We start from the raw sequence: 26,475 nt of genomic DNA, 5'->3' as shown, positions 1-26,475 counted from the left end.
TCCTATGCTCGTTTTCTATGATAGTTGGTGTACGATGTGTACGGCAGTTGCAGAGCGCACGAAGAAATTGGATAAAAAAGGTGCGATGAAGTTTGTTTCTTTTCGAGATAAAAATGTAGTTGAAGAGTATCAGCTCTCTGAAGCGTTGCAAAGTAAGATGGAACAAAGGCTTTATATTTTCAAAGATAACAAATGGTACGATGGAATTAGAAGCATATATGTGTTGGCAAAATATATACGAGCATATTGGTTTGCAGTTCCATTTATTAAGTTATCTATGTTACTTGGATTTGGAAATAAAGTATATGATTATATCGCCAATAATAGAAAACTTGTACCTGTTGGTCACTGTTATGAAGGGGTTTGTGAAATCCCTTCAAAAAAATGATGACATCGCTATCTTTCTTTTGCACCTATTATAAGAGCGTGATATGATGAATTTGGAATGAAAGTTGAAGGAGAGATTACAAGATGTCAAATGCATACGAAGAGTACATGCGTCAAATGGTAATTCCAATGCGCCAAGAGTTAGTGCGTGCGGGATTTGAAGAATTAACTACAGAAGAAGCTGTAAAAGAATATATGGACAATGCAACAGGTACAACATTAGTTGTCGTAAACTCTGTTTGTGGCTGCGCAGCTGGCTTAGCACGTCCATCAGCTGGTCAAGCGGTTGTACGTGCTGAAAAACAACCTGATCACCTTGTAACTGTGTTTGCAGGACAAGATAAAGATGCAACTAGCACAATGCGTGAGTACTTCGGAGATGTTCCTCCATCCTCACCATCTATGGCGTTATTAAAAGGTAACGAAGTTGTTCACTTCATTCATCGTCATGAGATTGAAGGAGCAACAATGGAAGATATTATTAATAACTTAGAACAAGCTTTTGAAAAGCATTGCTAAAAAAGGGGAGAAGTGATTCTCCCTTTTTTCTTTATATATTGAGGTGAAAAGATGATTGTAACAACAGCAGGACGCACAAATAAGGAAATGACAACTTATGCAAAAGAGGTAGCGGAAGAATTACAATGCTCTTTTGTAGTACGTAACGATGTATCTGTGTCCAAACTATATGAGCAGTTTGGACAAGATGTACTTGTTGTAGGAAAGAATCGATTAGCAATTTATCCAAAAGGTATAGAAGAGTCGTTCTTCTTCCATCCTAACTCTGCAATGTTTCGTGTGAAGAGATTAATGCGAGGGGAGCACGATCCATTTGTACAAGCAGCAAAGTTAGAAAAAGGAATGACGGTGTTAGATTGTACGCTTGGTATGGCGTCGGATAGTATTGTAGCAAGCTATGTTGTTGGAAAAGAGGGATCTATAACAGGGCTTGAAGGAAACAGGTATATGGCTTATGTAATGGAGAAAGGTTTACAAAAGTGGTGTTCGGATGTTTCAGAAATTGATGAGGCAATGCGTAGAATTGTAGTAAAGCAAACAGAACACTTCACCTTTTTAAAACAATGTGCAGATAACAGTTATGACGTTGTCTATCTGGATCCAATGTTTGAAGAAACAGTCATTGAATCAGACGGGATTCGTGGTTTAAAACATTTTGCCTTATATAATGATGTCACAGATGAAACAATCGCAGAAGCAAAGCGTGTTGCTAGAAAGCGTGTAGTTTTAAAAGATCATTTCCGTAGTACGCGATTTGAACGACATAACTTCTTTGTGTTTAAAAGAAAAAGTGCAAAATTTCATTTTGGTGTAATTGAACCTTGATAATTGTTTGAAAAGATGTATAATAAGCAATAATCAATTATATATAATGTCGTAGACGAAGAGAGTAGTCCTGTTCAGAAGTAAAGCGAGCTAGGGATGGTGAGAGCCTAGTATGGAGAAGAGGATGAAGCGCACTTCGGAGATGCTGCTTGAAAATAATAGTAGAGTAAGCCGGGGGCCCCTGTCCTCGTTATAAACGGGAAAGTGGTTCGTAGTGAACAACAAGGGTGGTACCACGGGTGATAACTCGTCTCTTTTTTAGAGACGAGTTTTTTGTGTTTTAAAAAATAAGGAGGGATAACATGGAATATAAAATTCAATTCGCAAAAAGTTTATCGGAAACCTTATCAGCAGAATTATCATTGGAACAAATTATAGATTTCATTGAAACACCGAAGCAAGATGAATTCGGAGATGCCGCATTCCCTTGTTTTATGCTTGCGAAGCAATATAAGAAGGCACCAGCAGTAATCGCAAAGGAAATTGCAGAGAAATTAGATGATCCATTTTTTACGAAAGTAGAGGCAGTGGGGCCGTATGTAAATGTATTTTTCAATCGCCATATTGTAAGTGATGATGTACTAAAAACGATTTTAGCTGCAAAAGAAGAATATGGGCAGGGGCATTTTGGGCAAGAAAAAACAGTAGTCATTGATTATTCTTCGCCAAATATCGCAAAACCATTTTCGATGGGGCATTTACGTTCCACGATGATTGGGAATTCATTAAAGCATATCGCTGAAAAATGTGGATATGAAGTTGTTGGGATCAATTATATTGGTGATTGGGGTACACAGTTTGGAAAATTAATTACTGCATATAAAAAATGGGGAAATGAAGAACTTGTAAAAGAAGATCCGATTCGTGAGTTATTTAAGTTATATGTGCAGTTCCATGAAGAAGTAAAAGAAAATCCAGAATTAGAAGAAGAAGGACGTGCATGGTTTAAGAAATTAGAAGACGATGATGAAGAAGCGGTCTTTTTATGGAACTGGTTCCGTCATGAATCTTTAAAGGAGTTTTCTCGTATTTATGAACTTCTCGGTGTTGAATTTACGAACTTCCAAGGAGAGGCTTTCTACAACGAAAGAATGGATGACTTCGTTGAGATCTTAGAAGAAAAAGGGTTATTAGAAGAATCGGATGGAGCACAAGTTGTCAATTTAGAAAAAGAAGATATGCCGCCATGTTTAATTAAAAAATCAGATGGAGCTACGCTTTATGCAACGCGTGATTTAACAGCGGCACTATATCGTCAAAACACATATGAGTTTGATAAAGCGCTGTATGTGGTAGGTGCAGAGCAAAGCTTACACTTTACACAATTTTTCACTGTATTAAAGAAACTTGGGTATGATTGGGTAGATGGAATGGCACATGTACCGTTTGGGCTTATTTTGAAAGATGGTAAGAAAATGTCCACGCGTAAGGGGAAAGTCGTATTACTTGAAGAAGTATTAGAAGAAGCAATTACGCTAGCGAAGCAAAATATCGAAGAGAAGAATCCAGATTTAAAGCAAAAAGAGGAAGTTGCGAAACAAGTTGGTGTAGGGGCAATTATTTTCCACGATTTAAAAAATGAACGTATGCACAATATTGAATTTTCTTTAGAAAAAATGTTGAAATTTGAGGGTGAAACAGGACCATATGTTCAATATACACATGCACGTGCTTGCTCCATTTTAAGAAAAGAGAATGCCGAATTTGAAACAGAAACGTTTGAATTAAGTGATGATCATAGTTGGAGTACAGTAAAACTATTGAATAGATTTCCGCAAGTTATTGAAACAGCCTTTGTTAGAAATGAACCGTCACATATTGCGAAGTATTTGCTAGATGTAGCACAAGCATTTAATAAATACTATGGAAATGTTCGTATTTTAGAAGAGAATGAAGAGAAAGAAAGTAGACTTGCACTTGTTTACGCAGTAACGATTGTATTAAGAGAAGGATTGCGCTTGCTTGGAATGGGTGCACCGGAAGAGATGTAAGAAATATAATTTTATAGCTTGAAAATGCTTGAGGATACTGAATATAGTATCCTTTTTTTCTTTTGTGTAATGTAGATACTAAATTAAGTAGTGAATACACAATTCATATGCAGAAAATAAAGAGAAATCAGAGAAGAAATACTTGATAAACTGACCGTTAATGCGGGATAAACAGGATTTCTTCGTATGGTTAGAAGGAAACAATAAGCAAGTTATGATTGTAGAGAGTACTAGTGAACAGCACGGTGTAGACTTTGAATTAAATGATACGTATTTAAAAATATCATTAGTTTGTTTAAATATTAGCCACTGTCGACATGAAATATTATGTTAAATAACATAGGAGGAATTGAGAAATGGCACAAATATTTAGTAATCCAATGTTTTTGGTTTTGATTCTTTTTCCAGTGCTCACGATTATTTTAAGTGCAGTTGTTTATTGGAAAATTAAAAAGTTATTTGTTATGCCAATAATCGTTTTCATACTCTCCTTATTATTTATGCTGATATATGCAAATGAGACATTTCTTTCATGGGTTGTTATATATACAACGTTATCGTTAATAGTCGGGATTTTTCTCAAATTTATTTGGTCTAAATGACCTTAGCAGATTTCTAGATATATGAAACACTTCTTAATATGAAAAAATATTTTTATGTTTAGGAAATGCTTTTATCATTTGCTCAAAGAAAGGGACGGAAGCAGTACTTTTAATATAAATACAAGGAGGTAGCTGAATTGAAAGAGTATGATTGGGATAATAAGTTAGAGTATTTGAGAAATACGAGAGACTTATATTATAACGACGATTATCTAGGATTTTTGGTGAATGCAGTTTGGAAGATTTCTAAACCAGTTCATATTGTTGACTATGGCTGTGGATATGGCTATTTAGGTCTGAAACTATTGCCTCTGTTACCACTAGGGTCTAGATATACGGGAATTGATATGGGGAAGAAATTAATCAATGAAGCAAGAGAAGTATTCAAAAGTCTTCCATATGAAGTGGAATTTATTGAGGCAGATGTTACTGAATTTGAATTAGAAGATAAGTATGATATAGCAGTTTGTCATGCTTTTTTATTACATATGAACGATCCAAAGGCAATGTTACAAAAAATGATAGATTCAGTTGTTGATGGAGGCCATATCATATGTTTTGAGCCACACTGGGTTTCTAATATGTCTTCGTATTATCTGAATAATCTAGAACAATCAGAAATAATCCAACTTGGTGTTCTTCAAAAATTGTTTGAGAGAGATGCAAAACGAAATGGGAAAGATGGAAACATTGGAATTAAATTACCGATATATCTAAATGAACTAGGGATAAAAAAGATTGAGTGTAGAGTGAGTGATAAGGTTAATTTCCTTAATGCTAATGAGGTTCAAAGAGATAAACAGCAATTGTATCATTCACTCAAGGAAGAGGGAATCGGTAACACGCCTGCTGAAAAGGAAGCGTTCATTGAACGTTTAATAAACCGAGGGCTGACATGTAATGATGCGATGACGCAGTACGAAGCAGAATTACAGTTTTCTAAAGAATTCACTATAAATTCTTCTTTAGTCTACGCTCCAAGTATGAAAATCACTTTTGGAATAGTAAAAAATAAGTAACGTAAATTTTTGAATTATAAATAAAGCAACGAAATAAGACTTCTAATTTCGTATACATGTTAGAGGTTTTCTTTTTTAGTTTAATAGTATGGACTAAAAGAAGAACGATAAATATGTAGAAATAGTGTACAAATTCGAATAGATTCGATAGTAATTATGTACTGAAGCAAAAAACTTACCCAAACCATCCATCTCCTATAGAAAAACAGACACAGTCTTGTTATGATAACAAGCATAGTCCTTTTTATAACTCACATGGATAGAATGATGAGAGAAGTTTAAGAAAAGGATGCATACAAGGGAGGAACAGCATGAAGCGAGTTGCTTGGTTTACTGATAGTACAACTGCAAGCTTTACAACAAGTGAAGATAATTTTATTATACCTATTGAAATTGTTATTAATGGAACGGCCTATAAAGACTGTGAGGAAGGTGTTCGTGAACGTGTTTACGATGCGTTAAAAGAAGGAGTAACCGTAACTACGTCACAACCTAATTTAGGAGAGATGGTTGCACTCTTTTCTAAATGTAAAGAAGAATATGAAGAAGGATTTGCGGTCACAATTAGTGGGAAAGTAAGTGGTACCTATCAAAATATGATGCTCGCAGCAGGGATGGCGGGATTTCCCTTAATTGTAATAGATAGTGAAACAACAAGTTATCCAATGGATGAACTTTTAATAAAAGCTCAAACGTTATACCGTGAGGGTATGACTTTACAAGATATACAAAAAACAATACAGCATGTTGAACGTAGTCCTTACTATGTATTTCCAAAAGATCTGAAAGGTCTATATGCAAGTGGACGTGTGAAGGGTGTGCAATTTATATTAGGCAGTCTACTAAGCGTAAACCTAATTCTAGAAGTACAACATGGCGAACTTGTGTTGAAAAAGAAGGTTCGTAAAATACAAAAATGTAAAGAATATATACAAAATGAACTTGAAAAAGAAACTCCGAACGTAGTACATGTTTTCCACGCTAATGATGAAGCAGGTGCAGAAGAATGGATTGCCGATTTTAGAAAAGTATTTCCTGAAATGACTTTTCTACTTTACCCAATCCCTATATCTTTTGCTGTTCATGCAGGAGCTGGAACAATTGCGATTAGCTTTTCGAAAGGGAAAACCCGGGAATAATTCACGGGTTTTTTGATTTTCTAGTTCTTAGTTTCTGTGTTGATGGAAATAATTCAGAGAGTGAGAGATGAGTTATTTTAGTAATAAGCAAGTGATTATAGTTTAATGCTGTTTTTTCATTTTCCATAAAAACAAGCAAAGGTAACCTAAAAGAAAAATACTAAATATGTAGAAAGCGTTTGTTAATCCAAATAAATCTGATAAGCTTCCGCTTAATATCGGCCCGAAAAACATACCAATTGAGTAGGCCATATTATAGATAGCAAAAAGTATGCCATAAGCACGAATTCCTTTTTGGTCTGCAAGGTATGTGAGTTCTGGCAAGGCGGGTGCTAGAAGAAGGCTAAAACTGATTCCTAGTATAGCAAGTACGAATATTTCAAGGCTGGTATGAGAAACAATCGCTGTAAATGGGAAACATAAAGCAGCTAAAGCTATACCAATTGCCATTGTTTGTTTTCTACCAATTTTAGTTGAAAGTGTTCCAATGATTGGAGCGGTAAAACCATATGCTAGAGTTGGGACAGCGAATAATAGTCCAATTGTTCCAGGGCTAAGCTGCAAGATGTCTTGTAAGTAGAGAGGAAGAGTTGGTTCTAAAGCACTAGGTAAGGTTGACCCCAGAATAATAATGCCAATGATAATAAATAGGGAGCGCATCTTAAAGATAGATCGATAGGGAATTTGTGGATCTGGATCGTATTTCGGTTCATCACGAAGCAATGTGATTCGCAATATACCATCGACGAAAGCAATAGTTGCAGCTACGATGAAAGGAAGATGATAACCACCCCATTGATAAAGTACCCCGCCGATTGTTGGACCAAGGAGCATTCCAGCTGCTTGGCCAGATAAAGCGAGCCCCATCGCTTTTCCACGTTCTTGCAAGGGGAATACATCTGCGAGAAGTGCTAAACCAGCTGTCCATGTTGCAGCAGCAGATACGCCTTGTAGCATCCTTGCGAGCACGAGTAACCAGAAGCTATCGGCGAGTCCAAATAATATAGTTGCAGCTGCAAGTCCAAATAAGCCTAGAATCATAGGGAGACGTCTTCCAAACTTATCAGAAACAACTCCTAAAATAGGAGTAAAGAAAAGTAGAGTAATAGCGTAACTTCCGAATAAGAAACCAATTTCTGCTTGGGAAGCACCTAGCGTTTCTGCGTAACTTGGTAAGATTGGAACAATCACTCCGTAGATTAGCATATCTGTAAAGACAGCTACTGCAACAACTCATAAAGAAGCTTTTTGTACGCGAGACATTTTTAACCCAGTTCCCATCATTTTCCTTCCATGTGCTTCTTATCTTCTAATCGAGACAACATTTTTTCCATCTTTTCAATAAAGCGTAGCTGCACGTCACACTGTTCATAAATATTCTCAAAAATAAGGCTTACATGTTCTGGAATTTCTATCATTTTTTCTTTAATAGATTGTCCAGCTTTCATACTTTCGTACATCTCTATAATTGTCTTTTTTTGATCTTGTAAGGCGGATGAAATGTGATCCACAGAAACAGTATTCTCGTTGAAAAAAGTGAGTGCGGTATATAATTCTGTTGGGAAAGCGACTGAAGATTGTTGGAATGACTGAAGCATGAGTATAAGGAACTCATCGTTTCCAGCAGGCGTAATACTATAAATTGCTTTGGAGCGATTACCTGTTTTTTCAACAGCATCAAGCTCTACCAATCTTTCTTTATCCATTTTTTTTAAAGCATGATAAATCGAAGCGGGAAAAACACCTGCCCAAGTATCAGTTTGTGCCGATTGCATAGCTTGTTGTAATTCATATCCAGACATTGGACCATATTGCATGAGTAAACCTAGTACCATTAATCGTGTCATGTATATCCTCCGTTCAAATAAATACTAAACGTTTAGTATTTATTTGAAATGTATGTGGAAATATTTGTTTTGTCAATAAAAGGATGGTATTTATTTTATTGTTTGAGTTTAGTAAGATTCCTATATCAAAAAATAATCATTTTTACCATTTTAACCAAGAAGACTCCCTCCTCTGGACAAATCACAAAGATAATTGAAGCGGAAGCCATTCGCTTAGTTGACTTAGCAGAGCGGTATAACAAGCCGATTGTAATAGAGAAGTTAGATACCACGCAATCAAGGGCAGGTGATCGATACGGAAATAAGCGAGCGAATCGAATGAAGAGTCTGTTCGCTTATCAGAAGATGACAAGTGCGATTCTGGGTCGTGCGGATAAAAGGGGCGTGGCTGTCTTTCAAGTCAATCCATCTTACACTTCGATCTCAGGGAAGATGAAATATATGCGGAAATTTGGGATCTCAATCCATCAATCTGCCGCCTTTACAATTGGTCGTCTTGCCTAAGGACACTACCGAATTTCTATATCGTTGTATCCTCTTTGTTGAACGAGAGGAAGTGTTTTTTGTTTGGGCAGAAACATATGAATCCCCCACCTTAAGCTCATGTAGAGGTAGGTGGGGACAGTTCAATATTATTGAGCAGATATTTAAATATTATTTTCTATTATCGGGAGAGATATAAGATTTTTGTTGAATACATACTATAAGCTGTGTAAAATCTAAGCAAGTAAATAAGAATATGAATTCCAGGTGCGAAGTAAAAATAATCACTTGAGGTGAATGCATGTTAGAATTTAGGCGGTTAGAAATGTGTTTGAAAGAGAAAAGATTTGTAGATGGATTACAGGAGGTAAATCAAGAAATTGATCGTATAAAAGAGATGAATAGGCTTTCTTATGTGAAAGAGTGGCTTTTCTCAATTTCATCAACTGAGGCGTTTGATACACTGGTTCGTCTAACAGATGAAGGACTTATGCATCAATATAGTGGGTTCTTAATACGATATTTTTATAAAAAATCTCCAAATATGAGAACGCTCTCCTTATACTGTGATGAGCTAATTGATGATAGAAAAGTACTTGATGCTGAAAAATTACTAAAAGATGCTTTGCAAGATATAGAGGAAGATCAATTAGATGGCGATATTTTGTCTAAAGCTTATTTTACATTGGGAAGATGTCTTCTAGAAATGAAACGAAATGAAGAAGCAGAATTATATATGAAAAAAGCGGAACATTATAGCACACGTCCAGTTTTTGATAAATGGGGATATTTTTATATACAAACAGGAGAATGGGAGAAGGCAGAGCAGTCGCTCTTATCTGGGATAGAATATGAAGAAAGTGAAGAGTTAGCAATCTATTTATTATCACAGCTATATGCGTATAAAGGGGAACAGAAACAAGCTCTACAATTCATCAATCATGCAATCGAAAAGTTTCCGCAAGTACCGTATTTCCATTTTGAAAAGGTGAAGAATTTACTAGATTTACATCATTATGAAGAAATGGTTGCAGTGATAGATGAAATCGATCAAATGTTACCACATCATTCGTATAAAGCTTATTTTACACATTTACGTGCAGAAGCATTGTATAAAATGAATAAGATGGAGGAATTACTTGCTTTATTAAAAAAGGAAGTATGTTTAAAAGGCTCAATATATCATAATGTAGAAAAATATCTTAACGGAAAAAAGGTTCGGCTACCATTAGTTCCAATCGTTCAGAAAGATAATTATTGTGTTCCAGCAAGTTTAGAAATGATGCTCCGAGTATGGGGAGAAAACCGTACGCAAGATGAAGTGGCAAATCATATATTTGATGTAACTGGATCAAAGTTTTCAGACACGGTTACTTATTTGGAAGAAATAGGTTATATTTGTCGTTATTTTAAAGGAACAGAAAAAAATTATAAGCAATTGCTCGATCACAATATTCCAGTACTACTCAGTCTAGATATAGAACATGCGTCTCATGTTCAAGTTCTTTCTGGGTATGATGAGCAGTTACAATCGTTTATTATTCAAGATCCCAATTTTCTAGAGCCACTTTTCGTTGAATATGACAAGTTGCAGGAGAGATATCGTTATACAGACTGTTTATCTATCGTTTTTGTATCGAAAGAAAAAGAGGAACGATTGTCATTTTTATCAAAAGAAGAAAATGCATATTTCAGAGCATTATTTTCTCTTACAGATCACTTGGAAGAGCAAGATAAAAAGGGGATTGAAAAGCTTGTATCATTTTTACAAGCACATAAGGAGAACCCCTATACATGGCTATACACAATTAAACATTTGGATGTCGAAGTAGATCAAGAATTTATTCTTACTTGTGCCGAAAGGTTAATGGAGCGATACCCAGATTCAGATTTTGTAAAGTTACACAGCGCGCAATGTTTTATTCGTCTTCGGGATATGAAACGAGCTGGTGATATATTACAAAATGTAAAGAAAAAGAATCATCAAGCATTGTATTATTTTATAAATGGACGATATTCTTTAGAAATGGAAGAGTATGAAGAAGCGATTGTAAGTTTTCAATCATCATTACAATTGGATGCGGATCAATCGGTAGCATGGAGTTTTCTAGCATTATCATATATGTATATGGATCAGCCTGAAAAAGGAATAGAGATGTCACATATTGCTATACAACGTCATCCTGAAAGATTTGTTCTCGTAAATCACGGTTTGATATTAATGGATTTAGAACGTTATGAAGAAGCGTATCGAGTTTTTAATGATTTATTGAAAGATTACAAGTATGAAGCTCATATATGGTATGAAAGAGCTAGATGTGCACATCTAATGGGGAAATTGCATTTAGCGATAAAAGGATTACGTATAGCAAGCCAGCTAGAAAAGGCAGAACCATATCCATATGTGAAACTATCAGAAATATATGAAACGGATGTAGAGGATGAGAAGAAGGCAGAAGAAATTTTATTGCAGGGCATCGAAAACTGTGAGGATCCATCGTCATTATATGTTCGGTTAGGAGATTTACATTTTCAGAATGATAAGTTTGAAAAAGCTGAAGAAATATATAAGCGTTCTTTAGAAAAAAATGATGAAGATGTGTATTCACATTTCGGTTTGGTACAAATTTATATGGCGAAAGAACAGTATGAGACTGCAAAACAATATATTTTAGATGTAGAAGAGCAATTTGAACAAAATCAAGAATTTCTAATGAATGCGGGAATGGTGTTGTGGGACGTAGAAAATGAGCTAGGAGCAAATGAAGACCAATTAAAGATAGCTCTCTCTAAATTAGAAAATGGCATTCGATGTTTGAAAAATAATATAGCAAATGTTTTAGAAGAGTATGTGAGTAGAATTGAAGGAACACCATTTGTACAGCGTGGTATTGCATTTTTAAGAAAACTAGAAAAAGAGCGAACAGATTATACAGAGTATGGCTGCTATGCAGGTATCTTATATGAATCGCTTGAGCAATATGATCAAGCAATGAAGCGATATACTCAAGTAATCAAGCACAGGCCGAGCGCTCTTCCATATTTCCGCATTGGGGAATCTTTTATGATCTTAGGGGAGTTGGAAGAAGCAAAAAGGGCATATGAATCTTGCTTAGAAATAGATTCAAATTTTACAGGAGTGCACGTGAAATTAGCGGAGATATATGAAAAAGAAGAAAATGCCTTGAAAGAACAATATCATATGCTTCAAGCAATGAAGCAAGAACCGATGATCGTAAATATGGAGTATTTAGCAGAGCTTTCGGTAGAAAATTCTCTTCATAAAGAGCTTGTATTTGAGTTAGAAAAATTAGCTGACAAAGTGAATGAAATGTGGCGTTTAGACTCTCTTGCATATGTATATGGTGCCATGAAAGATATGGATAAGGAACAAGAACTGATTGAAGAAGCTTTGCAAATGGATGAAGAACATGTAGAGGTACAATATCATTATGCAAAAGTACTTGTTAAGAAACGAAACTCGGAAGCGATGTCGATTGTTACAAACTTAATAAAGCGAGATATTGAAAGTGAACGTGTATTTGATGTGTATGTTCAAGCGATGGAACAACAGCGAAAGGTATCTCAAATACGGGATTCTCTTCATCTGCTGCCAATTAAGAAAAAGGAAAGAAGTATTGCATTTATGTATGCTGCATCTGTAATCGCTGAGAGACTAGCTGAGAGACAACAAAATGAGCAGCCGAAGAGATCAATCTTTACAAGAGCATTTTATCGAATGAAAAACCGTGCGCAAGAAATTTCATTAATTACGATTGTTATTGATTTATTTGAAATATCCTTAAAATTAAATGCCAAAAATAGTCTGGCAGCACAGCGTTTGGCGACGTTTTACGAAAATGGAAATATGATTACAGAAGCAATAGAGGTATTACAAACATCATTAGAAAACAAGTGGGATTTTGATACGGCTCAGCAATCTGTGAATCTATTACTTAATCATAGTGATGAAAATGAAGCGATGTTAAGAGATGCCCTCGAATTAATAAAGCAGATGCTTAGAGAGCGACCGAATCATTATGATGCTTTGTTATTACATTCAAATGTTTTAGTTATGTTAGGGCAAGAGAAGCAGGCAGAAAAAATCTGTTTGCAACTAATCGAAAGAATGCCTTTTGTGAGTAGAGGATTTCTTAGCTTATCAGAAATATATCAAAGTGAAGAAAGGTTTGAAGAATCTATTTCTATGTTGGAAAACGGAATTTCACATCATCCAAAAGAGAATGCGATGTGGCTTGCTTTAGCGGATTCTTATCATCAAATAGGAAGAACAGAAAAGGCAGAAGAACTAACAAACCATATACTATTTTTCGATTCTTCAGATTTGTTAGCTCGATACAACCGGGTATGTTACTTAGCTGTATTAAATCGAAATGCAGAGGCGAAAGCAGAACTTGAAATCATTCTTCATGAAGATGAAACTGGCTTTTTTGCAGAGCTGGCGGAAGAAGATGAAGATTTAGAAGTAGTATGGGAAACGATAAAGTAATGGGAACTTTTCGTGATGTATAAATTTCGAGAAGTAGGATATAAATAAAAATATATTTTCGAATTGATTGACAATTCGTTGTGTAATGGAATAAAATAACTGTTAATAAAAGTATACAAATCTGAAGACGAGAAAGAGTAAAATATCGTACTGTTCTCCAGAGAGTCGGCAAACTGCTGAAAGCCGGTGTACAGACTTTATTTGAAAATCATCTCCGAGGAGCCGTGGCTGAATAGAGTAAGCTCGGACGGATGTCTACCGTTACAAAGAACGCGTATGTTAGTACGTTGCTAAGTGCTATTAGTTGAGATGCTAATAGAATTAGGGTGGTAACGCGGGTAAACCCGTCCCTACTTGATAGGGACGGGTTTTTTGTGTGCTTTTACAAAATTTCAAAGGAGTGATTGTAAGTGGAAAAGGTAGACGTAAAAGAATCAGCTGTAGGGAGAGAAACACGAATTCGTAAGCAGTGGAACCAGCAACATATCTTTGAGCAATCAATTCGAAATCGTGAAGGCGCACAATCTTTCGTTTTTTATGAAGGACCGCCAACTGCAAATGGATTACCACACGTTGGCCATGCACTAGGACGGACGATTAAAGATTTAGTAGCGCGATACAAAACAATGACAGGATATAAAGTACTTCGAAAAGCAGGATGGGATACACATGGATTACCGGTAGAATTAGGAGTTGAAAAGCAACTTGGCATTTCTGGTAAACATGAGATTGAAGAATACGGAATTGAACCATTTATCAAAAAATGTAAAGAAAGTGTATTTACGTATGAGAAGCAGTGGCGTGAATTTACGGAGAGTATCGGATATTGGGTTGATATGGATGACCCGTACGTAACTTTGCAGAACCCTTATATCGAGAGTGTATGGCATATTCTTGGGACGATTCATGAAAAAGGATTGCTATATAAAGGCCATCGAGTTTCACCATACTGCCCAAGTTGCCAAACATCACTTAGTTCGCATGAAGTAGCTCAAGGGTATAAAACGGTAAAAGATTTAAGTGCAACGGTAAAGTTTAAAGTGTTAAATAGTGAAAATGAATATTTTCTTGGATGGACCACAACGCCATGGACGCTTCCTGCCAATGTAGCACTTGCGGTTCATCCGGATATGGAATATGTAAAAGTAAAGCAAGTTGATTCTGTTTATATTGTTGCAAAAGAACGTGCGCAGGACGTTTTAAAAGAAGACTATCAAGTATTGTCTGTTCATAAAGGAGAAGAATTGGTAGGTACTTCCTATGCAGCACCATTTCTTATGGATGAAGTTACGAATGGATATCGTGTTATTCCAGCAGACTTTGTTACGGGAGATAGCGGAACTGGGCTTGTTCATATCGCGCCAGCTTATGGAGAAGATGATTATAAAGTGGTACAGAACCAAGGTTTGTCGTTTCTTCATGTTGTAGATGAAAAAGGTGAATATACGGAAGCTGTACCATTCTTACAAGGGAAGTTTGTGAAAGAATGTGATGTTGACATCGTCCGTTATTTAGCGCAGGAAGGATTGCTGTATTCAAAAGAGAAATATGAACATAGCTATCCGCACTGCTGGCGCTGTGATTCGCCATTGCTTTACTATGCTGGAGAAAGCTGGTTTATTCGAACGACTGAAATCAAGGAGACTTTCTTGAAGAATAATGATGAGGTCACATGGTATCCCGATCACATGAAACATGGGCGATTTGGGAAGTTTTTAGAGAATATGGTGGACTGGAATATTAGCCGGAAACGATACTGGGGAACGCCGTTAAATGTATGGGAGTGCGAAAGCTGTGATCATCAATTTTCACCGAAAAGTATTGATGAATTAAGAGAGCATAGCACGGGTCGTGCAGAAGAAAATTTAGAGTTGCATAAACCATATGTAGATGAAGTGAAGGTATGCTGTGAAAAATGCGGGGGCGCGATGACTCGTACGCCGGAAGTAATCGATGTTTGGTTTGATAGCGGTTCGATGCCATTTGCGCAATACCACTATCCATTTGAAAATAAAGAATTATTTGAGGAACAATTTCCAGCGGATGTAATTGCTGAAGGTGTTGACCAAACGCGTGGCTGGTTTTATAGCTTATTAGCAGTAGCGGCTTTATACACAGGAAAAGTACCGTACAAACGTGTGTTATCACTTGGGCATGTGTTAGATGAACAAGGACAGAAAATGTCTAAAAGTAAAGGGAATGCATTAAACCCAGTAGATTTAGTCGAGAAATTTGGTGCGGACGCATTAAGATGGGCTCTTCTTGTCGATAGTGCACCTTGGAATGCAAAACGTTTTTCTGAAAGAACGGTACAAGAGGCGAAATCTAAACTTGTTGATACACTTGTAAATGTATACAGTTTCTATGTGTTATATGCAAATTTAGATAAGTATGATCCGCAAAAGACACATGAAGTAACGCGCACAAAGTTGGATGAGTGGATGTTATCACGTCTTCATAGCACGACGAAGAAAGTAAGAAATGCACTCGATGAGTATCAATTTACAAATGCAGCTCGTGAAATTGCAGCATTTGTAGATGAGGTAAGTAACTGGTATGTGAGACGTTCGCGTAATCGTTTTTGGGAGTCTGGCATGAATCCTGAGAAAGCAGCTGCATATGCAACTCTTCACGAAGTACTTGTTACAGTTAGTAAGTTGCTTGCTCCGTTTACTCCGTTTGTCGCGGAAGACATTCATCTTAATTTAGAAGGAAACAGTGTTCATTTAACAGATTATCCAATAGCAGATGAAACACTTATTCAAACAAAGTTAGAAGAAGAAATGGATGCTGTTTTACAAGTTGTTGAGCTTGGGCGTAGCAATCGAAATCAACATTCATTAAAAGTCAAACAGCCATTAGCAGAAATCGTATTACTCCAGCATCATGAGCAAAGCGTAGATTGGAGATCCTATCGTGATATTGTTATGGATGAGCTAAATGTAAAAGAATTTCATGTAGAATTAGATGAAACAAAGTATACAACGTATCAGCTAAAGTTGAATTTTAAAACAGCAGGACCGAAATTTGGAAAGAGTGTTAATGCTATAAATCAGTGGTTAAAGCAATTATCGCAAGAGGAAGTACAAAGATTTGTTGGGGCTGAGAAAGCATTGTATCAGCTTGGAGCAGGAGAAGAAGTTGTAATCACACTTGAAGATGTATTAGTAGAACAAGTACCGCAAGCAGGCTTTTCTAACACTACAAATGGAAAATATACAGTTATGTTAGATACGAATGTTACTGATGAATTGTTCCAAGAAGGAGTAGCACGTGAATTTATTCGAGCGGTTCAAGAGTATCGAAAACAGTTGAATTTACCAGTGAACTTACGAGTAGATATCATTGTTGACACAGAAGATGAATTACAAAACACCTTAACGAAGCATAAAGGTTTATTAGAAGAAAACCTATTAGTAAAACAATTTACGTTTGAAGCATTGTCACAAGAAGACGATGAAATTCCTTTAGGTGAGAAAAAGGTTCGGATTAAGTTGAGCCCAGCAAAATAATATGTAGATGGAAAGTTCGAATCATATACGATTCGAACTTTCTTTATCGTGCGGGAGATAGAGTGATATAGTCAATCTTTGTAATAGATTAATAACTTATCCACTTATCTTTCTCATAACCTACTCTATAGGTCCTCTAGAAAATTTATTTCTCCATAAAACACTGAATAATATACTAAAAATGAAAAAACAAATGGCGAAGGTTAATACGAAAATTAAAGATTGATTTTCAAGTCTGTTTAAGAGAATCAATGTTCCTATACCTAAAATGACATGACTTACATAATGAGTCAAAGTTAATTGTCCGGTTTTAATGATTGACTCAATAAACCAACTTTTTTCATACCTTTCAGTAATATATAAGCAAAGGATCAAGAGTATTAAAGCAGAACCTGTGGCAGATAAGATGTATAAAACGTTCGGTAAAATAGGTCCTGTATTAAATAAAAAGATAGAAGCTTCTTTTCCGATATAGGGGATGAAAAAATGAGTCAATGTTTTTGACAACAATTCAGTAGTTGTTGTAATGATTAGGCTAATTATTAGTAGTTTGTTTCTAATGTTTTTATTATGAAGATCCATTCGTCCAATCAACATGCCAATTAAGAAGAAAGAGAACCATGGGAAAATAGGGTGGTAGCCGTTAAAGAATAAATTGCGAAGAAATCCTTCTACTGACCAAAAATCTACGTAGTTTATAAATGGGATAGGACCTCCCCAATCTTCAAAGGCATTAAAGGTTAATTGAAGGTATTGTGCAATAAGTAAAATGAGTATCGATAACCAAAGCAATATCTTTTTATTTACTGTAATGAATAAGGATGCAATAAAGAGGTAAACGCCGTAGTAGTGTAATATATCACCTGTCCAGTCGATTGTATATAACAATAAGCCTAATACAAACAAGAATAGTGACCGTTTCCATATCATTTTTCGACTGGCCATAATTTTTATTTGATCATCACTGATAATAGAGGATTTCGTCATAAGGGAAATACCGATACCTGCAAGGATAACAAATAAAGCAGAAGCGCGACCTTCAAATAGAGACATAAAAGTGATTAACCACGGGGGACCGTTACCTTCAGCCCCCGTTATAACCATGAAATTCACAATTAACATTCCAAACATAGCCCATGCTCTGGCAAAATCTAATCCAATAATCCGTCTTTTAATTTCCATGGGGATCACGCTCTTTAAATATGCTGCGAACAGCTTCAATCCATATTTGTTTATAATTCATGTTTGTATCAAACATCATGAAGTTTCCTATATTATCAAGTACCAATGCAAGCATATGAGCTTTTGAGGACCAGTTATTATCTTCAATTAGTTGTAATGAACTCGCTTTCGCAAGGAGAGCTTCAAAACCATTTAAATACTCTCTTTGTATGGCGAAAAATCGCTCGCTGTACATGTTGTTTCTAGATGCAAGTAACATATATTCTTGTAAGACACGATTAAAATAAGGATCCTTATTTTGTTCGTCAATCATGTTTAAACCAATTTCAATACATTTCTCAATAAAATTATCCTGTGTAAATTCTTCCGTTTTAAAGAAGGTTGAAAATTGAATTGCCTGACATAGTTCATCAAATAAACCTTCAATTAACGCATCTTTAGATTTGAAGTAATAATAAATAGAGGGTTTTGCTATTCCGACTTCTTCGGCAATCATTGTATATGTTGTTTTGGCAATTCCGTACTCTGCGAATAAACGATAACTTGCCTCGATTATTGCAGAAAGAGTTTCCTCACTTTTACTCATCATTAAGCCTCCTAAAATATAAGATCATATTCAGAGTAGCATGCATTAAAATTTTTTCAACATATCGTTAGGTAAAAAAATCCCGTTTTTTATTTCCTCCATATAAATTACGACTAGTTATTATTTAACGAAAAACAGATATTTCTACGTAATACTCATAATGAATAATATGTTTCGAAAGTATTTATCATTTTGATACAAAAATATTGAGAAAATATTACTTTACGTATTTATGTGAAAAAGAGAAAGGGAATATAATCAATCTTATAGAATTACTCGTACATTCAAAATTTATTATGAGAATGGAGAGTGATTCTAATGTTCAAAAAAAGAGTAGTAGCAATTGCTACAGCAATACCATTAGTATTAGGTACAATATCTACTGTTTCAGCGGTAGAAGAGACACAGGTACAAGTAAAGATAGACAGGTATTCTCCTCAGGAAAAAGCGGCCGAATATTTAAAAGCGAATGCTGAGCAATACGCATTAAAGGCAGATCTATCAGACTTACAGTATATTTCAACAACTGATACACAAGTAGCCTCATATGTTAGATTTCAACAAGTAGTAAATGGTGCCCCTGTATTTTCAAGGCAAGTAACGGTGACTCTTAACGGTAAAGGACAAGGCTTGCTTGCAGTCTCTGATTATCAGCCTGTTCAGAATGTGAAAGAAATAAAACAAAAGATTACTGGAAAAGAAGCGGAACAGAAATCCCAGTCCTATGTTGCTGGAACAGCAAATGAAAATAATTTATGGGCACCGACGATGCAGGAATTTGGATATATGATTGAAGATGGGGTTGCTATACCGGTATACCGAGTTGTAGTCCACTCCAATCAACCATTTGGTGCATGGGAAACATTCATTGACGCTGAAAGTGGAAAGTTACTAAAAAAAGTAGATATAAACCGTAAAGCAGAGGGAACAGGGAAAGTATTCTTACCTAATCCTGTCGTATCAAGTGGTAGTTTAACTGGGTTAAAGGATAATAAAGATGCAGATTCTACAGCATTAACGAATCAATTAAAAACAGTTACGTTAAAAGGTTTAAATGGAACTGGCTTTTTAATTGGAGACTATGTCACGATTTCTTCAAAAGCAAATACAAAATCTACATCTCTCCAATTTAATTACACACGTGCGAATGATAGTTTTGAAGATGTGATGTCATACTACCATATTGATACTCTCCAACGTTATATACAACAATTAGGCTTCAAAAATATTAACAATCGTTCTATAAAAGTAAATGTAAATGGAACAACGGACGATAATTCTTTCTATTCTCCATCAACGAAAGCTTTAACATTCGGGACTGGGGGAGTAGATGATGCAGAGGATGCGGGAATCATCGCGCATGAATATGGACATTCTATTCAAGATAATCAAGTTCCTGGCTTCGGAAATTCTGCAGAAGGCGGAGCGATGGGAGAGGGATTTGGTGATTTCTTAGGTGCAACTTATGAAGATGCCGTATCAACGACAGGATATGGAAAAGCATGCGTCGGAGAATGGGACGCGACTGCTTATTCAAGTTCGAATCCAACATGTTTGCGTCGATTAGATAATAATAAGGTGTACCCAAGAGATGTGCAAAATGAAGTGCATGCAGATGGAGAAATTTGGGCGCAAGGAGAGTATGAAATGGCACAATCCTTTGGACGTGATGTAGCTACAAAAATCATTTTACAATCACATTGGTCATTAACTCCAAATGCGAAATTCCGTGATGGGGCAAAAGCGATTAAACAAGCAGATGCTCTTCTATATGGCGGACAGCACGCAGCTGAAATTGATCGGATTTGGTCGGCGAGAGGAATTAGTACAAATTAAGAATATGAATGAATAAGAATGAGCCCCTGTCATAACTGATATTATGTTGAGGGCTTATTCTTATTCGTACCTGATATTAAAAATATAAGTTTACCAACCTGTTAATCTAGGAGTGTTACAGATTTACTGGCGCAAAGGCTGTTTGAGAGAAACTAGGTACAATCTGATTTAATACGCCCTCTAACGATTGACTATAGGTGAGTAAAAGTTCATCGAGGAAGTGTTGCCCTTCATTGGATGAAGTGAGAATGGTCTTTACTAGTTGTGGATCAAATATAGTATGTGGTGAGATTGCTAATGAGTTTACAGCCCAATACATTCCGTATAGTTTGAAATCACGCTCGGTTGTTGCATATTTGAGAAATAAATCCATATATTTTTGACCAAAAGAAATACCCTTTAATTGTTGTGAGCTTACGTATTCGACACCTTTCCATTGTAAATCTGTAGCACAATTGAGCCACCAAGCTGGTTCGATTACATCTTGCATCTTTTTGAGAACACTTTGTTCAAAATGGGGAGTAGGATTATTGTGCTGTTCCTGCAAACAGGCCTCAAGCACTTCTATTTCAATCGCAGCAACGGTCATTCCTTGGCCAAAAATTGGATCGTAAATACAGAATGCATCTCCCAAGACTAACAATCCAGAAGGCCACCTTTTCATTTGTTCAAAGTGATGGCGAAATAGTTCTGGAACACGATAACTTTTTGGGGAGGATATTGGTTCAAATCCGTGCAAGATTTCGCTAATTATCGGGCTTGGGAGCTGGGCAATAGCCTGCTCAAACTCTTCGGCATTTGTAGGAGGATAATGACCACCTGGACGATAGAGTAATACCTCAGCTATATTATTCTCAATAAAGGAAAAGACTCCTGTAAAAGTTTCATTGGTAGGCTGTCCTGCAATGTTAATTGTGTCCCATTTTTCTGTGAGATGTGACAGATGGGTAGGGACTTTATAACGACGGGTACTATATCCAAGAGAGACTCTCAAACGATCTGAATCCGGTACATCATAGCCGTAATCTTGAAGCCAATTTACTAGTTTAGAAGAACGACCACTTGTATCAATTATTAAATCAGCATGCAGTGTTCGTACTTGTTCAGATTTTCCACGTTCGAAGAATTGAATTCCGGTAACAGTTGTCTGATCAATCGTCATTAACAAATCAATTACGTTATGATTTGTGAGAAAACTAACATTAGAAATTTTTTGTACTTGTTTTCGAAGTGCCCATTCAAGCAAAGCTCTACTAAATTTGACATCATTTCGTGGATATTGCATCTCTATCGTGCCGTATTGATTCATGTTTTGGATGATTTTATTCAGAGCTGAAGGCGCCCCTTGTGCTACCAATTCACTTTCATATCCTGGAAAAAGTCTTTCTGTAATTAATTTACCTCGTGGGGTAAAACGATGTGGATGAAAAGCTTGTGGCGTGCCAGGACGATTGTCAGGTGTTTCTGGAAAATTATCTTTATCGACTATAAGTACCTCTTTATAATAGTCAGAAAGCACCCTTGCAGTTAGTAAACCGCCAATACCGCCCCCAATGATAATGGCGCGCTCTGTTTTTCCTTTTGAAAGTGCATAATTGGTATGAGTCATAATCTTAATCTCCCATTCATAAAGTGAGTTTTTAATCAATATCTTTTCATTCCACAATGAGTATTAGTGATTGAATTAGCTTTTTCCTGCATGCTAAATAAAATATTCTGCACTAAAGTTAGTTGATGAGACTATATTTGAAAACTGAACAGCAGTTATTTTTTGAGAAAAAATTATATAAAAAAAGCGTTGTTCTTTTCTAAGAAGAACAACGCAATTTTGCATTTGATATATTTGTTTAATAAGTTGAAAAATGATGAGGGGGAATGCTGATTATAATATATGTTTAGTTGCGTGACGGATCAAATTTTTTCCACATCTTGTAGAAGAATTTCATTTTTGTGCTTCTTTAAAAACAAAATGCTCTTTAAACTTTCTTCCTTCAACCTTCTGACCATTTCTCATTGCACGGAAAGGATGTTCTTGCCATGTAACCATTACATCCACTTCGTCTGCTTTTACGGAAACAGGAAAATTCGCATGTTCAAATCCTGTTTTCCCGCTTGCTAATCGACCTTCTTTTAAAGAAAAGAGTTCATATTTTGTTTTTGTGTTTGGTTCATTTCGGAATACTTCTACTTGGACGTTATATACTTCATCTTTTCCAATGTTTTGTACTGAGAAGTGATACGTGTGAAAAACATCTTTTTTAGGTTGTAACATATCTTTGTCTGTTTTATTTACTTCGTCAATATTGACTTTCCATTGTTTTGAATGTTGTGAGACAGGTAATGATTGTGGGGAATAAGCGTATACTTGATTTGTCAGTATCATGAATAATAGTAATAGTGAGAAACTTACAATCTTTTTCATCTATAGACCTCCAAGATAAATTTACTAATAATATGCGTGAAAAAGTAAGGTGTTATGTAGATAAATAGAAAAATATTCAAGGGGATGGGGAGTCATGATTCAAAAGAATTTACAAGAGATTGAACAAATTATAAATGGAGATGTTTTGGAATAAAGAGAATATAGTAAAAGAAATTGAAGGAATCGCAAATCAAAATGATGATGTTTTAGTGAAAGGATCGCGAGGAATGGCTCTGGAAGAAATTGTTTTGGAATGGACATGAAATAAAAATCAGAAAATAAAGAAAAAACACTTGCGTTTTTTCTTGTAAAGGAATAGAATACTCTGTAAATATAAAAAGTGATGAACAGGAAAAGTACATGATGCAAGGGTCTACAGAGAGCAATCGGCTGCTGGAAAGATTGCGATACTGCATGATGGAAAGACACCTGTGAGTGTTGCTTTGAACGTGATTATTAGTAAAAGCGAACGGTACCTACCGTTATCAGGTCTAAGATGGTCAGTATGACAATTTGGGTGGTACCGCGGAAAAATCCGTCCCTATTTATAGGGGCGGATTTTTGTATTCTTTGAAGGAGGTGAATGACCGTGGATGATGACGATGACAACAATAATGTGAAAAAATATGAAAACATAGGAGGAAAGAATAATGGGGCAAACAATGAAGCGGTCGCTCATTCGTGAATGTAAGGCGTCTAGTAAAAAGGTGGTTTTACTGCAAGGTTGGGTGAAGAAAATTCGTCATCTAGGAAATCTTAGTTTTTTATTATTACGTGATCGAACGGGTGTCATTCAATGCGTATTAGAAAAAGAATTAGCTGGATATAAAGTAGACGTGGAAAGTGTAGTTCAAATTATCGGCGAACTTGTGGAGACTACAAAGACAGAATTAGGTGTGGAAGTGCTTGTAGATAGGGTGCAAATATTAAATACTTCAGAGCCACTCCCTTTTGAAGTGAATAAAAGAAACTTGCAAGTTGGTTTAGACCAAATGTTAAATGAACGTGTCATATCACTTCGACATGAACGGATACAAGCAATTTTCACGATTCAATCTACACTCGTACAGGCATTTAGTGAATTCCTTATAGAGAACGATTTCACACGTATATTTACACCGAAAATTGTTTCACAAGGAGCTGAAGGGGGAGCGAATGTTTTTAAACTCCCATATTTTCAAAAAGAAGCGTATTTAGCTCAATCTCCACAGTTTTATAAACAAATGATGGTAGCCGGAGGATTGGAACGTGTTTTTGAAATTGCTCCTGTTTATCGAGCAGAACATCATAACTCTTCTCGTCATTTGAATGAATATATATCACTAGATGTCGAAGTCGGATTTATTGAAGATTTTCATGAAGTGATGGCATTAGAGAAGGATGTTTTACGCTATATGTTTGAAAAGGTAGGACAGAAATGTGAAAAAGAATTAAATCTCTTACAAGTTACAGTTCCTGTAATGACAGAAATTCCGAAGATTACGCTGGCAGAGGCTCAGCGTATTTTAAAAACAAAGTATCGAAAAGAATCACCAGTAGGGGATTTAGATACTGAAGGAGAAAAGTTACTTGGAAAGTATGTAAAGGAAACATATAATAGTGATTTTGTTTTCATCACACATTATCCGAAAGAAGCGAGACCGATGTACACGATGCCAAATAAAGAAAATCAAGCTATTACAGACTCTTTTGACTTATTATATAAAGGATTAGAAATTACGTCAGGTGCACAGCGTATTCATGAGTATGATATGTTACTTGCTTCTTTTAAAGAAAAAGGGTTACAACCGGAAAATTTTCAGTCTTATATGGATACATTCCGATACGGATGTCCACCGCATGGTGGCTTTGGGATTGGATTAGAAAGACTCGTATATAAGTTCTTAGAACTATCGAATGTTCGAGAAGCAAGTGCATTTCCGAGAGATTGTACGCGTCTTATACCATAAAAAAGAAAAGAATCTTCGTAGCGGTCGCGAAGATTCTTTTCTTTTATGCAGATTTGTATAGTCAAGTCTCTTTCGAGTTAGCTCTTTGTTTGAAATGTGAAAAACGTATTTTTTTTTTTTTTTCCATTTTCTCTTTTGCTAAAATGCTTAAGAGTAGTGAGTTTGCAGTATAATCAATGTCTTTTTCTAATATATGTTTCATGCCTGACATCATCATATACAGAGCTAAGATGGCAATGGTAAATAACAAAACAGGACCAAAGGCTACCCAAGGTAAAACTGGTAAAAGTTTGCTACTAGGACCAATAAAGAAGAGTGTTTCGACGATGTTATGTGAGATAGCCTCGAATAATGCTAAGTGCATCAATAAAACTAAAACTTGTAGCATTTGTTGATTCAGCCAAATAAAAGCCTTTGGAAGTAGGTATGGTTTCAAATGCAATTTGCATATATGAAAAAATCCTCCACCAAGTGTTTTAGAGCTTGTTACAAATTCATGTTGTAATAGTAAGCGGAGTTCATTACTAATGAGCTGAGTTAAATTGGGGATTCCGATTAGGGTAAGTACCGTAATCGTATAAAGAGCCCATTGCGTTTCTCGTGCAATAGCGAAGGTGTTTGTTGCTGATAATAAGAAAATTGCTAATAAAGTAGTCGGTACATATTGGAACGTTTCAAATGCAAATTCTAACCATTTTGTATATCGATAAAAATAGGCGTGCACAAAACCAAATATAAGTGAGAGAAGGGTGCGGAAAAAGCTAATTAAAACAGCATAAAAAATGGGCTTTTTTGCATCTAAAAGAACGGTAATTAAAACATCATAACCATTTTGATCTACACCGAGAGGATGCGAAAAAGATGGTGGCGCTGGAGCAGTAGAAATCGCTTTTCCATCTATATATTGAAAGGTAGATATGGGCTTTATTTGACCGGATCTCGCCTTATTTTCTACGATATAACTCAATACATAGTCCGATTAAAAAACGTTTATTGAGTAGTATTTCTTTAAACATGTAGGTCCCTTCTTCCTGGCAAAATCCATTTTAATAATTCAAATGAAAAATAAAATGGCATTGTTGAAAATGGTTTTGTCACAAGTAAATTCGTATTTTTATAGATCCAAATCACAATTAATTGCACACAGAGCACAAAAAATAAATCAGGTAATGCTTCTAGTACGTGCAAGCCTTTAATAATAAGAGACTGTACTCTTTTTGAAAAATAGAATGTAAGAATTGTTAGAGTAGTAGAAAGAAGTATTGCGACTAGGAAAGCACCAATCATGATTGTTAACGTATGTACATAAGAATCAAGTAAGTACGGAAATAAATCACGGTCAGGTGATTGAAAGGCAGAATTTACTTTATAAGTTATTTTAGTAGGAGTAAATAAGGAAGAAATGACACTTGCTATGGAGTCTATATATTGGTCTATATTAAACTGTAATACGGAAGTGTTTTTAACGCTCGGCGTAGTTGATGAATTTTGAGAAACACCTAAAAATAACTTCGGTAAACAACAAATAAAAATAATTCCGAGGATAATAAAAATAGAACGAACAATAAAGAAACATAAGTTTTTAAAAAATATCATACGAATGAACTCCTTATATTTTTAATTTTTGTAAATATTTTCTATAAAATCAAAAACCCCCTCTTTTTCG

The 26,475-nt window shown here is 35.7% G+C and carries 19 protein-coding genes, 2 pseudogenes and 3 other annotated features; of the genes and pseudogenes, 13 read left to right on the top strand and 8 right to left on the bottom strand.

From position 1 onward, the window contains the following. The first annotated feature begins 4 nt into the window (after positions 1-4). The 8 genes from AZF08_RS19690 (at position 5) to AZF08_RS19660 (ending at position 6,482) form a co-directional block, all read left to right on the top strand. Positions 5-388 carry a thiol-disulfide oxidoreductase DCC family protein gene (locus tag AZF08_RS19690; protein WP_033673723.1) on the top strand — a complete coding sequence of 128 codons (384 nt, stop codon included), beginning with the start codon at positions 5-7 and terminating at the stop codon, positions 386-388. A gap of 83 nt (positions 389-471) precedes the next feature. Next, positions 472-906, top strand: coding sequence for a BrxA/BrxB family bacilliredoxin (locus AZF08_RS19685; RefSeq protein ID WP_033673724.1), 435 nt, complete (start codon positions 472-474; stop codon positions 904-906). Positions 907-957: 51 nt separating this feature from the next. After that, positions 958-1,731 (top strand): class I SAM-dependent methyltransferase, encoded by a 774-nt coding sequence (locus AZF08_RS19680; RefSeq protein WP_033673725.1) that lies wholly within the window; start codon positions 958-960, stop codon positions 1,729-1,731. Between the two features lie 43 nt (positions 1,732-1,774). Continuing rightward, positions 1,775-1,989, top strand: a binding site (T-box leader). Positions 1,990-2,033: 44 nt separating this feature from the next. After that, positions 2,034-3,722: an arginine--tRNA ligase gene (gene argS / locus AZF08_RS19675; RefSeq protein WP_033673726.1), complete on the top strand. Its 1,689-nt coding sequence runs from the start codon at positions 2,034-2,036 to the stop codon at positions 3,720-3,722. Positions 3,723-3,882: 160 nt separating this feature from the next. Continuing rightward, a complete protein-coding gene (locus AZF08_RS30545) occupies positions 3,883-4,056 on the top strand; it encodes a hypothetical protein (RefSeq protein WP_156029054.1) in 174 nt (57 codons plus the stop codon). A gap of 22 nt (positions 4,057-4,078) precedes the next feature. Continuing rightward, on the top strand, positions 4,079-4,324 hold the full coding sequence (locus AZF08_RS19670) for a DUF2651 family protein (protein WP_051725672.1): 246 nt from the start codon (positions 4,079-4,081) through the stop codon (positions 4,322-4,324). 137 nt (positions 4,325-4,461) lie between these two features. After that, entirely contained in the window at positions 4,462-5,343 is an 882-nt protein-coding gene (locus AZF08_RS19665) for a class I SAM-dependent methyltransferase (RefSeq protein WP_033673727.1), read from the top strand. Positions 5,344-5,654: 311 nt separating this feature from the next. After that, entirely contained in the window at positions 5,655-6,482 is an 828-nt protein-coding gene (locus AZF08_RS19660) for a DegV family protein (protein ID WP_033673728.1), read from the top strand. A 102-nt stretch (positions 6,483-6,584) separates the two neighbouring features. Here AZF08_RS19660 and AZF08_RS19655 read toward each other — a convergent pair. Both AZF08_RS19655 and AZF08_RS19650 read right to left on the bottom strand, forming a co-directional pair. Beyond that, a pseudogene (locus tag AZF08_RS19655) lies at positions 6,585-7,697 on the bottom strand (MFS transporter); the annotation flags it as partial. Between the two features lie 65 nt (positions 7,698-7,762). Then, positions 7,763-8,329 carry a PadR family transcriptional regulator gene (locus tag AZF08_RS19650; RefSeq protein ID WP_033673729.1) on the bottom strand — a complete coding sequence of 189 codons (567 nt, stop codon included), beginning with the start codon at positions 8,327-8,329 and terminating at the stop codon, positions 7,763-7,765. Between the two features lie 141 nt (positions 8,330-8,470). Here AZF08_RS19650 and AZF08_RS19645 point away from each other — a divergent pair. The 3 genes and pseudogenes from AZF08_RS19645 to ileS form a co-directional block, all read left to right on the top strand. After that, positions 8,471-8,824, top strand: a pseudogene (locus AZF08_RS19645) (IS200/IS605 family accessory protein TnpB-related protein); the annotation flags it as partial. A 289-nt stretch (positions 8,825-9,113) separates the two neighbouring features. After that, positions 9,114-13,322, top strand: a complete 4,209-nt coding sequence (locus AZF08_RS19640) for a tetratricopeptide repeat protein (protein WP_033673731.1) — start codon at positions 9,114-9,116, stop codon at positions 13,320-13,322. Positions 13,323-13,437: 115 nt separating this feature from the next. Next, positions 13,438-13,677 (top strand) — a binding site (T-box leader). 55 nt (positions 13,678-13,732) lie between these two features. Beyond that, on the top strand, positions 13,733-16,834 hold the full coding sequence (ileS, locus tag AZF08_RS19635) for an isoleucine--tRNA ligase (RefSeq protein WP_033673732.1): 3,102 nt from the start codon (positions 13,733-13,735) through the stop codon (positions 16,832-16,834). Positions 16,835-16,954: 120 nt separating this feature from the next. On the opposite strand, the gene AZF08_RS19630 is transcribed toward ileS, so the two are convergent. Together AZF08_RS19630 and AZF08_RS19625 are read right to left on the bottom strand one after the other, a co-directional pair. Further along, a complete protein-coding gene (locus AZF08_RS19630) occupies positions 16,955-18,016 on the bottom strand; it encodes a DUF418 domain-containing protein (RefSeq protein ID WP_033673733.1) in 1,062 nt (353 codons plus the stop codon). After that, the gene (locus AZF08_RS19625; RefSeq protein WP_033673734.1) at positions 18,006-18,602 is read right to left on the bottom strand and encodes a TetR/AcrR family transcriptional regulator; all 597 of its coding nucleotides are present in this window, start codon (positions 18,600-18,602) and stop codon (positions 18,006-18,008) included. Before AZF08_RS19625 ends, AZF08_RS19630 begins: the two co-directional genes overlap by 11 nt. Positions 18,603-18,920: 318 nt before the next feature. On the opposite strand from AZF08_RS19625, the gene AZF08_RS19620 reads away from it, so the two are divergent. Continuing rightward, the gene (locus tag AZF08_RS19620) at positions 18,921-20,438 is read left to right on the top strand and encodes a M36 family metallopeptidase (protein ID WP_033673735.1); all 1,518 of its coding nucleotides are present in this window, start codon (positions 18,921-18,923) and stop codon (positions 20,436-20,438) included. A gap of 115 nt (positions 20,439-20,553) precedes the next feature. Here AZF08_RS19620 and AZF08_RS19615 read toward each other — a convergent pair whose 3' ends face one another. Then, a complete protein-coding gene (locus AZF08_RS19615) occupies positions 20,554-22,047 on the bottom strand; it encodes an FAD-dependent oxidoreductase (protein WP_033673736.1) in 1,494 nt (497 codons plus the stop codon). 333 nt (positions 22,048-22,380) lie between these two features. Next, positions 22,381-22,860, bottom strand: a complete 480-nt coding sequence (locus AZF08_RS19610) for a hypothetical protein (RefSeq protein ID WP_033673737.1) — start codon at positions 22,858-22,860, stop codon at positions 22,381-22,383. A gap of 334 nt (positions 22,861-23,194) precedes the next feature. After that, positions 23,195-23,406: a binding site (T-box leader), on the top strand. Between the two features lie 104 nt (positions 23,407-23,510). On the opposite strand from AZF08_RS19610, the gene aspS reads away from it, so the two are divergent. After that, positions 23,511-24,809: an aspartate--tRNA(Asn) ligase gene (gene aspS, locus AZF08_RS19605; RefSeq protein ID WP_033673738.1), complete on the top strand. Its 1,299-nt coding sequence runs from the start codon at positions 23,511-23,513 to the stop codon at positions 24,807-24,809. 61 nt (positions 24,810-24,870) lie between these two features. Here the strand turns inward: aspS and AZF08_RS19600 are convergent, their stop codons facing one another. Both AZF08_RS19600 and AZF08_RS19595 read right to left on the bottom strand, forming a co-directional pair. After that, a complete protein-coding gene (locus AZF08_RS19600; protein WP_235190029.1) occupies positions 24,871-25,776 on the bottom strand; it encodes a peptide ABC transporter permease in 906 nt (301 codons plus the stop codon). A 41-nt stretch (positions 25,777-25,817) separates the two neighbouring features. Continuing rightward, complete coding sequence (locus AZF08_RS19595; RefSeq protein ID WP_051725674.1) at positions 25,818-26,405, bottom strand: hypothetical protein; 588 nt, start codon at positions 26,403-26,405, stop codon at positions 25,818-25,820. Between the last annotated feature and the right edge of the window lie 70 nt (positions 26,406-26,475).

It is taken from the genome of Bacillus gaemokensis (assembly GCF_001590835.1).
Classification (GTDB): Bacteria; Bacillota; Bacilli; order Bacillales; family Bacillaceae_G; genus Bacillus_A; species Bacillus_A gaemokensis.
The sequence above is the reverse complement of the archived record's forward strand: the minus strand, read 5'-3'. Positions and strand labels throughout refer to the sequence as shown.

Coding starts and splice junctions, on each gene's coding strand:
- AZF08_RS19680 (WP_033673725.1), top strand. CDS start 958: ATGATTGTAACAACAGCAGGACGCACAAATAAGGAAATGACAACTTAT.
- AZF08_RS19650 (WP_033673729.1), bottom strand. CDS start 8,329: ATGACACGATTAATGGTACTAGGTTTACTCATGCAATATGGTCCAATG.
- AZF08_RS19640 (WP_033673731.1), top strand. CDS start 9,114: ATGTTAGAATTTAGGCGGTTAGAAATGTGTTTGAAAGAGAAAAGATTT.
- AZF08_RS19615 (WP_033673736.1), bottom strand. CDS start 22,047: ATGACTCATACCAATTATGCACTTTCAAAAGGAAAAACAGAGCGCGCC.
- AZF08_RS19685 (WP_033673724.1), top strand. CDS start 472: ATGTCAAATGCATACGAAGAGTACATGCGTCAAATGGTAATTCCAATG.
- AZF08_RS19610 (WP_033673737.1), bottom strand. CDS start 22,860: ATGAAAAAGATTGTAAGTTTCTCACTATTACTATTATTCATGATACTG.
- aspS (WP_033673738.1), top strand. CDS start 23,511: ATGGGGCAAACAATGAAGCGGTCGCTCATTCGTGAATGTAAGGCGTCT.
- argS (WP_033673726.1), top strand. CDS start 2,034: ATGGAATATAAAATTCAATTCGCAAAAAGTTTATCGGAAACCTTATCA.
- AZF08_RS19670 (WP_051725672.1), top strand. CDS start 4,079: ATGGCACAAATATTTAGTAATCCAATGTTTTTGGTTTTGATTCTTTTT.
- AZF08_RS19630 (WP_033673733.1), bottom strand. CDS start 18,016: ATGGAAATTAAAAGACGGATTATTGGATTAGATTTTGCCAGAGCATGG.
- AZF08_RS19690 (WP_033673723.1), top strand. CDS start 5: ATGCTCGTTTTCTATGATAGTTGGTGTACGATGTGTACGGCAGTTGCA.
- AZF08_RS19620 (WP_033673735.1), top strand. CDS start 18,921: ATGTTCAAAAAAAGAGTAGTAGCAATTGCTACAGCAATACCATTAGTA.
- AZF08_RS30545 (WP_156029054.1), top strand. CDS start 3,883: ATGCGGGATAAACAGGATTTCTTCGTATGGTTAGAAGGAAACAATAAG.
- AZF08_RS19660 (WP_033673728.1), top strand. CDS start 5,655: ATGAAGCGAGTTGCTTGGTTTACTGATAGTACAACTGCAAGCTTTACA.
- AZF08_RS19625 (WP_033673734.1), bottom strand. CDS start 18,602: ATGAGTAAAAGTGAGGAAACTCTTTCTGCAATAATCGAGGCAAGTTAT.
- AZF08_RS19595 (WP_051725674.1), bottom strand. CDS start 26,405: ATGATATTTTTTAAAAACTTATGTTTCTTTATTGTTCGTTCTATTTTT.